The organism is Stenotrophomonas sp., from assembly GCF_059505245.1.
Genome location: NZ_JCACKF010000014.1, coordinates 28652 through 42125 on the forward strand (window position 1 = coordinate 28652; position 13474 = coordinate 42125).

At 67.3% G+C, this 13474-nt stretch carries 16 protein-coding genes; 11 read left to right on the plus strand and 5 right to left on the minus strand.

From position 1 onward, the window contains the following. Nucleotides 1-108: 108 nt before the first annotated feature. Nucleotides 109-984: a CAF17-like 4Fe-4S cluster assembly/insertion protein YgfZ gene (gene ygfZ / locus AC5JLE_RS05325; protein ID WP_046429944.1), complete on the minus strand. Its 876-nt coding sequence runs from the start codon at nucleotides 982-984 to the stop codon at nucleotides 109-111. Between the two features lie 39 nt (nucleotides 985-1023). Between ygfZ and AC5JLE_RS05330 the strand changes: the two genes are divergently transcribed. The 10 genes from AC5JLE_RS05330 to AC5JLE_RS05375 all read left to right on the plus strand — a co-directional run bounded on the left by AC5JLE_RS05330 (nucleotide 1024) and on the right by AC5JLE_RS05375 (nucleotide 7975). Further along, the gene (locus AC5JLE_RS05330) at nucleotides 1024-1194 is read left to right on the plus strand and encodes a DUF1674 domain-containing protein (RefSeq protein ID WP_241884381.1); all 171 of its coding nucleotides are present in this window, start codon (nucleotides 1024-1026) and stop codon (nucleotides 1192-1194) included. 56 nt (nucleotides 1195-1250) lie between these two features. After that, entirely contained in the window at nucleotides 1251-1643 is a 393-nt protein-coding gene (sdhC, locus tag AC5JLE_RS05335; protein ID WP_024958620.1) for a succinate dehydrogenase, cytochrome b556 subunit, read from the plus strand. Next, the gene (gene sdhD / locus AC5JLE_RS05340) at nucleotides 1640-2026 is read left to right on the plus strand and encodes a succinate dehydrogenase, hydrophobic membrane anchor protein (RefSeq protein ID WP_005409077.1); all 387 of its coding nucleotides are present in this window, start codon (nucleotides 1640-1642) and stop codon (nucleotides 2024-2026) included. Before sdhC ends, sdhD begins: the two co-directional genes overlap by 4 nt. Nucleotides 2027-2057: 31 nt before the next feature. Next, a complete protein-coding gene (gene sdhA / locus AC5JLE_RS05345; RefSeq protein WP_014646765.1) occupies nucleotides 2058-3848 on the plus strand; it encodes a succinate dehydrogenase flavoprotein subunit in 1791 nt (596 codons plus the stop codon). A 66-nt stretch (nucleotides 3849-3914) separates the two neighbouring features. Continuing rightward, a complete protein-coding gene (locus AC5JLE_RS05350; protein ID WP_005409079.1) occupies nucleotides 3915-4700 on the plus strand; it encodes a succinate dehydrogenase iron-sulfur subunit in 786 nt (261 codons plus the stop codon). 98 nt (nucleotides 4701-4798) lie between these two features. Next, a complete protein-coding gene (locus tag AC5JLE_RS05355) occupies nucleotides 4799-5047 on the plus strand; it encodes an FAD assembly factor SdhE (protein WP_005409080.1) in 249 nt (82 codons plus the stop codon). Beyond that, complete coding sequence (locus AC5JLE_RS05360) at nucleotides 4998-5447, plus strand: hypothetical protein (RefSeq protein WP_041863309.1); 450 nt, start codon at nucleotides 4998-5000, stop codon at nucleotides 5445-5447. Before AC5JLE_RS05355 ends, AC5JLE_RS05360 begins: the two co-directional genes overlap by 50 nt. A 23-nt stretch (nucleotides 5448-5470) precedes the next feature. After that, nucleotides 5471-6712, plus strand: coding sequence for a lipoprotein-releasing ABC transporter permease subunit (locus AC5JLE_RS05365; RefSeq protein WP_032958619.1), 1242 nt, complete (start codon nucleotides 5471-5473; stop codon nucleotides 6710-6712). Further along, entirely contained in the window at nucleotides 6705-7418 is a 714-nt protein-coding gene (gene lolD, locus AC5JLE_RS05370) for a lipoprotein-releasing ABC transporter ATP-binding protein LolD (RefSeq protein ID WP_049407617.1), read from the plus strand. The genes AC5JLE_RS05365 and lolD overlap by 8 nt, the downstream gene beginning before the upstream one ends. A gap of 107 nt (nucleotides 7419-7525) precedes the next feature. Next, a complete protein-coding gene (locus tag AC5JLE_RS05375; protein ID WP_032958624.1) occupies nucleotides 7526-7975 on the plus strand; it encodes a DUF6491 family protein in 450 nt (149 codons plus the stop codon). Between the two features lie 74 nt (nucleotides 7976-8049). Here the strand turns inward: AC5JLE_RS05375 and AC5JLE_RS05380 are convergent, their stop codons facing one another. The 3 genes from AC5JLE_RS05380 to ftsY form a co-directional block, all read right to left on the minus strand. Continuing rightward, nucleotides 8050-8319: an oxidative damage protection protein gene (locus tag AC5JLE_RS05380; RefSeq protein WP_049442323.1), complete on the minus strand. Its 270-nt coding sequence runs from the start codon at nucleotides 8317-8319 to the stop codon at nucleotides 8050-8052. A 5-nt stretch (nucleotides 8320-8324) separates the two neighbouring features. Continuing rightward, nucleotides 8325-9449, minus strand: a complete 1125-nt coding sequence (mutY, locus tag AC5JLE_RS05385) for an A/G-specific adenine glycosylase (protein WP_197562156.1) — start codon at nucleotides 9447-9449, stop codon at nucleotides 8325-8327. Nucleotides 9450-9531: 82 nt separating this feature from the next. Then, the gene (gene ftsY / locus AC5JLE_RS05390; RefSeq protein WP_262217243.1) at nucleotides 9532-10848 is read right to left on the minus strand and encodes a signal recognition particle-docking protein FtsY; all 1317 of its coding nucleotides are present in this window, start codon (nucleotides 10846-10848) and stop codon (nucleotides 9532-9534) included. Between the two features lie 129 nt (nucleotides 10849-10977). On the opposite strand from ftsY, the gene AC5JLE_RS05395 reads away from it, so the two are divergent. Further along, a complete protein-coding gene (locus AC5JLE_RS05395; RefSeq protein ID WP_075075795.1) occupies nucleotides 10978-11277 on the plus strand; it encodes a hypothetical protein in 300 nt (99 codons plus the stop codon). 177 nt (nucleotides 11278-11454) lie between these two features. Here AC5JLE_RS05395 and htpG read toward each other — a convergent pair whose 3' ends face one another. Next, nucleotides 11455-13344: a molecular chaperone HtpG gene (htpG, locus tag AC5JLE_RS05400; RefSeq protein ID WP_496065093.1), complete on the minus strand. Its 1890-nt coding sequence runs from the start codon at nucleotides 13342-13344 to the stop codon at nucleotides 11455-11457. Between the last annotated feature and the right edge of the window lie 130 nt (nucleotides 13345-13474).

The following is a 13474-nucleotide window of genomic DNA, read 5'->3' on the forward strand; positions in this document are numbered from 1 at the left end:
TTTAGGGGTTGGGGCCGCCGGCGGGCGGCAACCCACACCCCGGCTGGGGGGCCGCCCGGCGGCCGGCACTACCATTCCTGCACCCACCCGTGCAGGTCCCCGCCTGCTTCAGCGGGCCAGGCCATCCAGCAACGGCACGCGCTGCGCAATGGCATCGCCCACCTGCAGGTCAGCGTCGCTGGCCTCCAGTGGCAGTACCGCCAGTGCCAGGTCGCCGGCCACGCTGGCAATCGTGCCCAGCCCCGCGCCATCCTGCTGCACGCCATCGCCGGCCTGTGCCGGTGCTGCGGTATGCAGCAACTGCACCGCACGCTTGGCCTTGCCGAGGAAGTGGGTGCGGGCGACGATTTCCTGGCCGGGATAGCAGCCCTTCTTCACGCTGTAGCCGTTCAGGCGGTCCAGGCCCAGCTGTTGGGGGGTCCACACTTCGCGCTGGCCTTCTTCCAGCCGCGGCAGGCCGTAGCGCAGGTCGGCCTGGCGCCAGGCCAGGGCGAAAGCGGCCTCATCGGCTTCATTGCCGGCCGCGAACGCGTCGGCGCTGCCAATGCGCAGGGTGCGCGGCAGGGCATCGCTGCCCAGGTCCAGCTCCCAGCCGTCGCCTGCGGTCTGCGCAATCGCCGCGCCGCTGGCGGCCTCGGGCGCGGTGAACGCGCCAGCCGCCGCCAGATCGCTGCGCACCTGCACCTTCACCTTGCGGCGGAACACGAAGCGCTGCAGTTGCGACGCAATCGCATCGGCATCGCCGTCAGCCAGCACCAGCATCACGTGGTCGTCGGCCAGCCGAAGCAGCTGGAACACCGCCAGGGTGCGGCCCTTGGCGCTCAGCCAGGCACTCCACTGCCAATGCTGCAGGGGCAGGGCGGTGACATCGCTGCTGAACTGGGCGTGGGCAAAGACAGCCGCATCCGGGCCCTGCAGGCTCAGCAGCTGGTGGCCGGGCAGGCGCGGATATCCGACGAAAGCAGGGGGCAGGTTGTCAGGCACGTGAACGAGGTCTAAAATTTGTGCGTTGCGAGACCGAACATGATAGGCCAAACAACCCCCACTCCCGACGGCGAATCTGAAGCCCCGCTGGTCCCCGCGGCACCCGTGCCCGTGGAACAGGAAAAAGCGGAAGAATTCGGCGGCCGCGGCGGACTTGATCCGGTGCGGTATGGCGATTGGGAGAAAAACGGACGCTGCATCGATTTCTGATCAGCATTGAGCCAACGCGGCCGTGTGCCGCCCAGCCGAGACAACGAGCCCAGCGAATGGCGACCAGACAACGCCCACTTTCCCCGCACCTTCAGGTGTATCGCTGGCAGATTCAGATGGCCACCTCGATCCTGCATCGAGCCACTGGCGTCTTTCTGTCTGTTGGTGCCCTCATCATCGCCGCCGGCCTGCTGGCCCTGATGATGGGGCCCGAGTCCTGGAACTGCTTCACCGGCCATGCCGGGGCCTGGTATGGCCGCGTGTTCCTGTTCGCGTGGACATGGTCGTTCGCCTATCACCTGTGCAATGGCATCCGCCACGTCGTGCAGGACTTCGCCATCGGCTTCAGCATCCCCGCCTTCATCCGCAGCAGCTGGCTGTCGGTCATCGGCAGCCTGGTGATCACCCTGCTGGTGTGGGCCTATGTGATGTTCGGAGGTGCCGCGTGAGCAAGTTCCGTACCCCGTTGAAGAACGTGCGCGGCCTTGGCTCGGCCAAGACCGGCACCGAGCACTTCGTGCACCAGCGCCTGACCGCCGCCGCACTGGTGGTGCTGGGCATCTGGTTCCTGGTCTTCGTGCTGGGCCTGCTGGGCTCGGACTACGCCACCGCCGCCGCCGCCGTGGCCAAGCCGTGGAACGCGGTGCCGTTGATCGGCCTGCTGATCGCCATGTTCTGGCACGCGCAGCTCGGCATGCAGGTCGTGCTGGAAGACTACATCCACGAATCGCTGCTGGCCCTGGTGCTGCAGACCGCGGTGAAGTTCGTCGCCGTGCTCGGCATGATCGTCAGTGTGTTTGCGGTGGGCCGCATCGCCCTCGGCGTTGCCTGAGCCCAGGCACCTACACAGGAATCCAGATTAGATGTCCGCTTACAAGATCACCGAACACAAGTACGACATGGTCGTGGTCGGCGCCGGCGGTGCCGGCCTGCGCGCCACGTTCGGCCTGGCCGCCAAGGGCCTGCAGACCGTGTGCCTGACCAAGGTCTTCCCGACCCGTTCTCACACCGTTGCCGCCCAGGGCGGTATCTCGGCCGCGCTCGGCAACATGGGCGAGGACGACTGGCGCTACCACTTCTTCGACACCATCAAGGGGTCGGACTGGCTGGGCGACCAGGACGCCATCGAGTACATGTGCCGTGAGGCCATCCCGGCCATCATCGAGCTCGAACATTACGGCGTGCCGTTCTCACGCACCGCCGAAGGCAAGATCTACCAGCGGCCGTTCGGTGGCATGACCACCAAGTATGGCGAAGGCCCGGCGGCGCAGCGTACCTGCGCGGCGGCCGACCGTACCGGCCACGCGATGCTGCACACGCTGTACCAGCAGTCGCTGAAGCACGATGCGCGCTTCATGATCGAGTACTTCGCGCTTGACCTGATCTTCGACGAGGAAGGCGCCTGCCGCGGCGTGCTGGCCCTGGACATGTCCGACGGCACCCTGCACCTGTTCCGCGCCCAGGGCGTGGTGCTGGCCACCGGCGGCTACGGCCGTGCCTACTTCAGCGCCACCTCGGCGCACACCTGCACCGGCGACGGTGGCGGCCTGGCCATGCGTGCCGGCATCGCCATGCAGGACATGGAGTTCGTGCAGTTCCACCCGACTGGCATCTACGGCGCCGGCTGCCTGATCACCGAGGGTGTCCGCGGTGAAGGTGGCATCCTGCGCAACAGCAGCGGCGAGCGCTTCATGGAGCGTTACGCGCCGCACTACAAGGACCTGGCCTCGCGCGACGTGGTCAGCCGTTCGATGACCATCGAGATCCGCGAAGGCCGCGGCGTCGGCGAGCACAAGGACCACATCCTGCTCGACCTGACCCACCTCGGCCCGGGCGTGATCGACGAGAAGCTGCCGGGCATCGCCGAGAGCGCCCGCATCTTCGCCGGCGTCGACGTGCACAAGCAGCCGATTCCGGTCATCCCGACCGTGCACTACAACATGGGCGGCATCCCGACCAATTACCACGGCGAAGTGGTGCAGAAGGTCGGCGACAACGACAACGCGGTAGTGCCGGGCCTGTACGCCATCGGCGAAGCGGCCTGCGTGTCCGTGCACGGCGCCAACCGCCTGGGCTCGAACTCGCTGCTGGACCTGGTGGTGTTCGGCCGTGCCGTGGCCAACCGCTGCGCCGAGACCATCAAGCCGGGCGCCGCGCACAAGCCGCTGCCGGCCGATGCCTGCGACAAGGCGCTGGGGCTGCTGGACAAGCTGCGCCACGCCAACGGCGATACCCCGACTTCGGTCATCCGCGATCGCATGCAGCGCACCATGCAGGCCGACGCGGCGGTCTTCCGCACCAGCCAGACGCTGAAGGAAGGCTGCGAGAAGATGGACAAGATCTTCGACTCGTTCCAGGACGTGAAGGTCTCCGACCGTTCGCTGGTGTGGAACTCGGACCTGATCGAGACCTACGAGCTGAACAACCTGCTGCTCAATGCGGTGGCGACGATCAACTCGGCCGAACAGCGCAAGGAAAGCCGCGGCGCGCATGCGCACGAGGACTTCCCGGACCGCGACGACGTCAACTGGCAGAAGCACACCCTGGTCAGCGTCGACGAGAAGGGCAAGTGCAGCTTCGACTACCGTCCGGTGCACATGTACACGTTGACCGACGACGTGTCCGTGGTGCCGCCGAAGCCGCGCGTGTACTGATCCGACCCCGCCTACCATGCAATCCGCGCCCACGGGCGCGGGCCGCCTGAGCCAACGAGAGCAGCCATGGCCGAGTTTTCACTCCCCAAGAATTCCAAGATCACGAAGGGCAAGCATTTCCCCGTCAAGAACGGCGGCAAGAATGTGCGCACCTTCAAGATCTACCGCTGGAGTCCGGACGACGACAGCAACCCGCGCACCGATACCTATGAAGTCGATCTGGACGCCTGTGGCCCGATGGTCCTGGACGCCCTGATCAAGATCAAGAACGAGATCGACCCGACCCTGACCTTCCGCCGCTCGTGCCGCGAAGGTATCTGTGGTTCGTGCGCCATGAACATCGACGGCACCAACACCCTGGCCTGCACCCGAGCCATCTCGGACTGCGGCAAGAAGGAAGTGCCGATCTACCCGCTGCCGCACATGAACGTGGTCAAGGACCTGGTTCCGGACCTGACCCACTTCTACGCGCAGTACGCGTCGATCAAGCCGTGGATCCGCACCCAGACCCCGGCACCGCCGGACCGCGAGCGCCTGCAGTCGCCGGAAGACCGCAAGAAGCTGGACGGCCTGTACGAGTGCATCCTGTGCGCCTGCTGCTCGACCAGCTGCCCGAGCTACTGGTGGAACGGCGAGCGTTACCTGGGCCCGGCGATCCTGCTGCAGGCCTACCGCTGGATCATCGACTCGCGCGATGAGGACACCGGTGCGCGCCTGGACGATCTGGAAGATCCGTTCAAGCTGTACCGCTGCCACACCATCATGAACTGTGCCCGGACCTGCCCGAAGGGCCTGAACCCGGCGCTGGCGATTGCCGAGATCAAGAAGCTGATGATGGAACGCCGCGCCTGATCAGGCCTGGCTGTACCGGGTAGAGCCACGCCACGCGTGGCTGTGCCACCCCAGTAGAGCCACGCCATGCGTGGCTTTGCTGTATCTGGAGAAGCTCGATGGAAGAAGATGTTCTGCTGAAGAAGCTGCGCTGGCGCTGCCGCCGCGGCATGCGTGAGCTGGACCAGCTGTTCGGCCGCTACCTGGACCACGAGTGGAGCACTGCGCCGACCGAAGAGCGCGAGGTTTTCCTGTTCCTGCTCGACTGCGAGGACGATAAGTTGTGGCGCTGGTTCATGGGCTACGAGGCCTGCCCGCATGCGCACGCGATCCCCCTCATGCAGAAGATCCTCGCCCTCAAGCCTTGAGTGGCGCCCCTCGCGGCTGCAGGCCGCCGCCCAGTTGGCGGTGCTGCTGGCTGCGCCGTGGCTGCTGCGCGCATCGGATCTGCCTTCACGGCTGCTGATGCCCGCAGTGGTGCTGGCCTGGTGCACGGGCCTGGCCGAACTGGCCTGGCGCCAGCGCAGGCCGCGCGTGCAGGTGCTTCTGCCGCCGCTTCCCGAGCCACTGCAGGTGGCCGGGCAGGACGTTGATACGCCACGGCTGGTGGTGCGTGGCCCATGGCTGTTGTTGCTGTGGCGTGAGGATCGGCGCCGCCAGCGCCTGCTGTTCTGGCCGGATGTGCTCGATTCCGGGCAGCGACGTGAACTGCGACTGGCCGTGGCCGCACGCGCCGTTTCCCGTCAGCCCCGTACGATGGCACCATAAGCTGAATTGACCGGCGTGCCTGCATGTTCAAACCCATTCCCGTGGCCATCGGCCTGCGCTACCTGCGCGCCAAGCGCCGCAACGGCTTCATCTCCTTCATCTCGATGGCATCGATCCTGGGCATCGCGCTCGGCGTTACGGTGCTGATCACCACGTTGGCGGTGATGAGCGGATTCCAGAAGGAAATCCGCAGCCGCCTGCTGCAGATGACCGCGCACACCACCATCAGCCGCGACGGCGAGCCGATGCCGGACTGGATGCGCGTGGTCGACGTGGCCCGCAAGGATCCGCGCGTGGCCGGTGCCGCGCCGTACATCGAGATCCAGTCGATGATCAGCGGCCCGCGCGTGCAGGGTGCGATCATCCAGGGCATCGATCCGGCGCTGGAGCCGAAGGTATCGGTGATCGACAAGAAGGTCACCAAGGGCAGCTATGCCAGCCTGACGCCGGGCAGCTTCAACCTGCTGCTGGGCAAGGAACTGGCGATCTGGCTCGGCGTCGACGTCGGTGACCAGGTGCTGGTGACCTTCGCCGAAGTGCAGGGCACGCCTGCCGGTGCCGTGCCGCGGATGAAACGCTTCACCGTCAGCGGCATCTTCGAGGCCGGCTACAACGAGGTCGACCGGGGCGTCGGCTTCGCCAACATGCAGGACCTGGAGCGCGTGCTGCGCAGCGACGGCGCCACCGGCGTGCGGCTGAAGCTGCACGACATGGACCGCTCGCTGGAAGTGGGCGTGGACCTCGCGCAGAGCCTCGGTGGTGCCTACCGCGTGAGTGACTGGACCCAGCAGAACGCCAACCTCTACCACTCGCTGCGCATGGAGAAGGTGGTGATGGGCATCCTGCTGTCGCTGATCATCGCCATGGGTGCCTTCAACCTGGTGTCCTCGCAGGTGATGCTGGTGACCGACAAGCAGGCCGACATCGCCATCCTGCGCACCCTCGGCCTGACCCCGGGCGGGGTGATGCAGGTGTTCATGGTGCAGGGTTCGCTGATCGGCATCTTCGGCACGCTGGCCGGCCTGATCGGCGGCATCACCCTGACCCTCAACCTGGAACGCATCCTCGGTGCAATCGAGAGCGTGTTCAACGTCAAGCTGCTGCCGGAGGATGTCTACTACATCACCGGGCTGCCGACCGACATGCAGACCGGCGACGTGGTGGCGATCACCGTGGTCGCGCTGCTGATGAGCTTCCTGGCCACCCTGTATCCCGCCTGGCGGGCAGCACGCACCCAGCCGGCGGAGGCCCTGCGTTATGAATAAGGTCTTCAACCGCGGCGATGAAGTGATCCGCGCCGAAGCACTGGGCAAGACCTACGCCGAAGGGCGCATGCAGACCCCGGTGTTCGATGGACTGGACCTGACCGTGACCGCCGGCGAGACGGTGGCGATCATCGGTGCCTCCGGTGCCGGCAAGAGCACGCTGCTGCACCTGCTGGGCGGGCTGGATGTTCCGACTGCAGGCGAGGTGTACGTCACGGGCCAGCGCATGTCGGCGCTGTCGGATACCGCGCGCGGCCTGCTGCGCAACCAGGCGCTGGGCTTCGTCTACCAGTTCCACCACCTGTTGCCGGAATTCACCGCGCTGGAAAACGTGATGATGCCGGTGCTGCTGGCCGGCACTGCCGTGGCCGAAGCGAGCAGCCGGGCCACCACGCTGCTGGAAGCGGTCGGCCTCGGCCATCGCCTGGACCACAAGCCGGGCGAGCTGTCCGGCGGCGAACGCCAACGTGCCGCGGTGGCACGTGCGCTGGTCAATCATCCGGCCTGCGTGCTCGGTGACGAGCCGACCGGCAACCTGGATGACCGCACCGCGGGCACCGTGTTCGAGCTGATGCTGGAACTCAACCGCGCGCGTCATACCAGCCTGGTGCTGGTTACCCACGACCGCAGCCTGGCGCGGCGCCTGGACCGGGTGCTGGAGCTGCGCGAAGGGCGCCTGCACGCACTGGCCCACGCCGACGTCTGAGCGGCCGGCAACGGCCGCCTCCCGGCGCCTGAACGGGTTTACCTGCCCTCGCGCCGGTCGCACATCGGCCGGCGCATGATCGCAGCAGGTTCCCCGAGGAGATCGCCATGAAGACCCCGATCCTGATCGCCGGACTCTGCCTGGCGCTGGCCGCCTGCGCGACCACCGGCCGGCTCAGCAGTACCGAGAAACTGGATCTGTACCGCGCCCACGCCGGCGCGCCGCAGAACGACATGCAGTTCTTCGGCAGCCTCAATGGCTGGACCGAACTGGGTGACAGCGCGCTGGCGGTGTGGACCCGGCCGAGCGAGGCTTACCTGCTGGAACTGAGTGGTCCGTGCCCGGACCTGTCGTACGCCACCGCCATCGGGTTGACCAGCAGCATGGGCCGCGTGTCATCGCGTTTCGACAAGGTGCTGGTGCGCGACCCGACCGGTGGCCCGCGCATGCCGTGCTTCATCAACAGCATCCGCAAGCTGGACGTGAAGGCACTGCGTGCCTCCGAGCAGGAGCTGCGCCAGGCGCAGGTGCAGGAGCGCGAGGAAAATACGAAATAGCGCGGTAGTGCCGGCCGCTGGCCGGCAACCTGGCATCTGCGCGATGCCGGCCAGCGGCCGGCACTACCCGTGCGTCAGGCTTCCGGGGTGAAGCCGGCGGGCTTTTCCGCGTCCTTCTCGAACAGGAACTTGACCAGTTCGCCCTCAAGGAATGCGCGATGCTCCGGGGTGCGCGGCGACAGGCGGTTTTCGTTGATCAGCATGGTCTGGTGCGCGAGCCACGCGGCCCAGGCCTGCTTGCCGATGTTGCTGAAGATGCGCTGGCCCAGTTCGCCGGGGTAGGGCACGAAGTCCAGGCCCTCGGCATCGCGTTGTTCGTACTGGCAGAAGACGGTTCGGGACATGGTACTCACTCGTGGTTGCGGGGTTTCTTGGGCGTTCGTTTCGGCGCCTTGATCGTGGCGCCATCGAGCAGCTTGCGGATGGGGGCCGGCAGGCCCAGCGCGGGCAGTTCGTCGGTGGCGACCCAGCGCAGCGTGGGTTCTTCCACGCGCAGGCCGTGCACCTGCCGCGACAGCACCTGCAGGTGCAGCTTGTAGTGGCTGAAGGTGTGCTGCAGCACGGGCAGCTCCTCGGCGTCTTCCAGCGTGCCGTCAACGTGCGCGTCGAACCAGTCCTGCAGTTCGCTGCCGGCCTCGGCCTGCGGCAGCGTCCACAACTGTGCCCAGATGCCGGTGTCCGGCCGCTTCTGCAGCAGCACGCGCTGCTGGGCGTCGCGCAGCAGCAGGGCCATCGCTTCGCGCTCGGGCAGGGCCTTGCTGGGCTTGGGCGTGGGCAGTTCGGCGGTGCGGCCTTCGTGGCGCGCCGCGCACGCGTCCTGCAGCGGGCAGATCACGCAGGCTGGCTTGGCGCGGCTGCACACCGTCGCACCCAGGTCCATCTGGGCCTGGGTGTAATCAGCCATTCGCCCGGCCGGCACCTGCGCCACGTGCGCCTCGGCAATCGACCACAACTGTTTCTCGATGGCCGGCAGGCCGGGAAAGCCGTCGATGCCGTGGTAACGGCTGAGCACGCGCTTGACGTTGCCATCGAGGATCGCGAACGGATCGTTCCAGGCCTGGCTGAGGATCGCACCTGCGGTGCTGCGGCCGATGCCGGGCAGGGCATGCAAGGCATCGAAATCGCGCGGCAGGTCGCCGTCGTGCAGTTCCACGCAGCGCTTCGCGGCGGCATGCAGGTTGCGTGCGCGGGCGTAGTAGCCGAGCCCGGCCCACTGCGCCATCACCGCGTCATTGCTGGCGGCGGCGAGGTCGGGCAGCGTCGGGAAATGCTGCAGGAACCGCTGGAAGTACGGGATGACCGTGGCTACCTGGGTCTGCTGCAGCATGATTTCCGACAGCCAGACCCGATAGGGGCTGCGTGGGTGCTGCCAGGGCAGGTCGTGGCGACCATGGCCGTCGAACCAGTGCAGCAGGCGGGCGACGAAATCGTCCCGTTCTGCAGTTTCGGCGCTGGCGTGCGGCTGGCGGGGCATTGGAGTTCCAGAGAGGCAGCCACCCGTGGGGTGGCTCTACCAGGCTGCGGTAGAGCCACGCCATGCGTGGCTGCGCGGTGTATCAGGCGCCCAGCGCTTCGGGCAGCAGGGCGTCGACGAAGGCTTCCGGGTCGAACACGCGCAGGTCTTCCGGGCGCTCACCGATACCGGCAAAGCGGATCGGGATGCCGAACTCGCGGGCCAGCGCGAACACCACGCCGCCCTTGGCAGTGCCGTCCAGCTTGGTCACCACCAGGCCGGTCACGTTCACTGCGGCATTGAACTGGCGCAACTGCGACAGCGCGTTCTGGCCGGTGGTGCCGTCGATCACCATCAGCACTTCGTGCGGGGCGGTGGGGTCGATCTTGCCGAGCACGCGGCGGATCTTGCCCAGCTCGTTCATCAGGCCGGACTGGGTGTGCAGGCGGCCGGCGGTATCGGCGATCAGCACCGAGGTGCCGCGGGCCTTGCCGGCCTGCAGCGCGTCGAATGCCACCGAAGCGGCATCGGCGTTCTGCCCCTGCGCGACCACGGCTACGCCGTTGCGCTCGCCCCAGGCCTGCAGCTGGGCCACGGCGGCGGCGCGGAAGGTATCGCCGGCAGCCAGCATCAGGCTGTGGCCGTCGTCCTTGAAGCGCTTGGCCAGCTTGCCGATGGTGGTGGTCTTGCCGACGCCGTTGACGCCGACGGTGAGCACCACGAAGGGCTTGGCGTTGCGATCGATCACCAGCGGCTTGGCCACCGGCTGCAGGATCGCGATCAGCTCGGCGCGCAACGCGGCCAGCAGCGCATTGGCGTCGGCGAACTCGCGCGACTTCATGCGCTTGCGCAGGCCCTCGACCAGATCGGTGGTGGCGCCCACGCCGACGTCGGCGGTGATCAGTGCGGTTTCCAGCTCGTCCAGTAGATCGTCGTCGAGCTTGGGGTTGCGCGAGAACAGTCCACCGAAGCTGCGCGCGATGACGCTGTTGCGCAGGCGTTCGCGCCAGCCGGGCTTGCCGGCAGGCGCCGGAACGGCATCGATCGAGGCGGCGGCAGGCAGGTCGTCGGTGACCGGTGCCGGGGTGGGCTGAGGCAGTGGCGCGGGTGCCGGTTCGATGGCCGGGGCCGCCACCGGGGCGACGTCGATCCGGGCGGCCGGTTGCGGAGCGCTCGGAGCGGGAACGACCGGAGCCGGAACCACCGGGGTGGGCTCGACAGCGACCGGAGCGACGGCTGCCGGCGGCGGCTCGACCGGCGCAGGCGCGGCCGGTACGGCTACCGGTGCTGGCTCTTTGTCCTCGATCGGCGCGGCCGACGGGAACGCCGCCGCCAGCTCTTCAGCCGAGTAGTGCTGGGTCTTGGGTGCCTCCGCTGCGGGGGCATCCTGGGGCTTCTTGCGGCGGAAAAAACTGAGCATTGGCAAAAGGCGCTGAAATCAGGGGGATATGCTACCACTCGGGCCTGTCGGGCCGATGTGGACTCAAGGTCGCGGTCCGCCGGCCGTTAACCGGTCCGGAGGGCCACGTCGTGCGGCCCGGAGACCGCCATGGACAACGTGATGGGAATTGCCCTCGGCGGGATGCGTGCGGCCCAGCAGGGCGTGCAGGTGGCTGCGCACAACGTGGCCAACCTGGCGACCCCGGATGCCCAGCGCCTGCAGCTGCAGCGCAGTGCTGCCGGGCAGGGTGGGGTGCAGGCCGCGGTGATTCCCGTCGGCGCCGATGCCGGCGCGCCGCTGGGTGACCTGCTGGCCGCGAAAGCCGAGGTGGTGGCCTTCGCCGCCAATGCCGCGGTGATCCGCCGCCAGGACCAGATGCTGGGTTCGCTGCTGGATCGCGACGCCTGAACCCCTTCGGCAGGCGCCAACCGCCGCCCCTGGTGGGTGCCAACCTTGGTTGGCACGCTCGATCCGCCCCGGTAGGTGCCAACCTTGGTTGGCACGCTTTTGGGGCGCCAACCAAGGTCGGCCTCTACCAGAGCACCGCCGGGTAAGCCGGGCCATGCCCGGCGACCACCCTGTCGATCAGGCCGACAGCTCCAGCAGCAGCTTGTTCAGCCGCGCCACGTAGGCACCCGGGTCCTTCAGGCTGTCACCGGCGGCCAGCGCGGCCTGGTCGAACAGCACCCGGCCGAGGTCGTCGAAACGCGCGCCATCGGCTTCGGCATCCAGCTTGGCAATCAGTGGGTGGCCCGGGTTGATTTCCAGCACCGGCTTGCTGTCCGGCACCTTCTGCCCGCTGGCTTCCAGGATCTGGCGCATCTGCAGGCCCAGGTCCTGTTCGCCGATGGCCAGCACCGCCGGCGAATCGGTCAGGCGGTGTGACACGCGCACTTCGGCCACGTCATCGCCCAGCACGGTCTTCAGGCGCTCGACCAGGCCCTGCTTGTCCTTCGCCGCGGCTTCCTGTTCCTGCTTGTCCGCTTCGGTTTCCAGCGCGCCCAGGTCGAGATCGCCACGAGCGATGTCGACGAAGCCCTTGCCGTCGAAATCGGTCAGGTAGCCCATCAGCCACTCGTCGATGCGGTCGGTCAGCAGCAGCACTTCCACGCCCTTCTTGCGGAACACTTCCAGGTGGGGGCTGTTGCGCACCTGGCTGTAGCTCTCGCCGGTCAGGTAGTAGATCTTGTCCTGGCCTTCGGTCATGCGGCCGAGGTAATCGGCCAGCGACACCGTCTGTGCATCGCCGTCGCCGCGGGTGGAGGCGAAGCGCAGCAGCCCGGCCACCTTCTCGCGGTTGTTGTAGTCCTCGGCCGGGCCTTCCTTCAGCACCTGGCCGAATTCCTTCCAGAACGTGGCGTATTGCTCCGGCTTGTCGGCGGCCAGCTTGTCCAGCATGTCCAGCGAGCGTTTGGTCAGCGCCGCCTTCATCGAATCGATGACCGGGCCGGACTGCAGGATCTCGCGCGAGACGTTCAGCGACAGGTCGTTGGAGTCGACCACGCCCTTGATGAAGCGCAGGTACAGCGGCAGGAACTGTTCGGCCTGGTCCATCACGAACACGCGCTGCACATAGAGCTTCAGGCCCTTGGGCGCATCGCGGTGGTACAGGTCGAACGGCGCGCGGCCGGGCACGTACAGCAGCGAGGTGTACTCCAGCTTGCCCTCGACCTTGTTGTGGCTCCACGCCAGCGGGTCGCTGTGGTCGTGCGCGACGTGCTTGTAGAACTCGGTGTACTCGGCGTCGCTGATCTCGGTGCGCGGGCGGGTCCACAGCGCGCTGGCGCGGTTGACGGTCTCCCACTCGACGGTGGCGCCTTCTTCGCCTTCCTTCGGCATCTGGATCGGCAGGCCGATGTGGTCCGAGTACTTCTTGAGGATGCTGCGCAGGCGCCAGCCGTCGGCGAAGTCGTGCTCGCCGTCCTTCAGATGCAGGACGATGCGGGTGCCGCGCTCGGCCTTGTCGACAGTGGCGACGTTGAAATCGCCTTCGCCGCGCGAGGTCCAGCGCACGCCTTCGCCTGCAGCCAGGCCGGCGCGGCGCGAGGTCACTTCCACTTCGTCGGCAACGATGAAGGCGCTGTAGAAACCGACGCCGAACTGGCCGATCAGCTGCGAATCCTTCTTCTGGTCGCCGGACAGCTGGCGCAGGAAGTCGCCGGTGCCGGACTTTGCGATCGTGCCAAGGTGGGCGATGGCTTCGGCGCGGCTCATGCCGATGCCGTTGTCTTCGATGGTGATGGTGTGCCCGGTGGGGTCGAAGCTGACGCGCACGCGCAGCTCGCTGTCGCCTTCCAGCAGCGCCGGCTGGGTCAGGGCCTCGAAGCGCAGCTTGTCGGCGGCGTCGGCGGCGTTGGAGACCAGCTCGCGCAGGAAGATCTCCTTGTTGGAGTACAGCGAGTGGATCATCAGCTGCAGCAGCTGCTTGACTTCGGTCTGGAAGCCAAGGGTTTCGGTCTGGGTGGTCTCGGTCATCGATAGGGCTCCATGTGCAATGCCGCGCCAGCGCGTGCGGCCTCGCCAAGGGGTATGGCTGATTGTCCCGAAATCAAGGGGTTGGTCGGCCGGGCGGCGCCCGGCACCTGCAGAGGCCGAAGCAACAGCA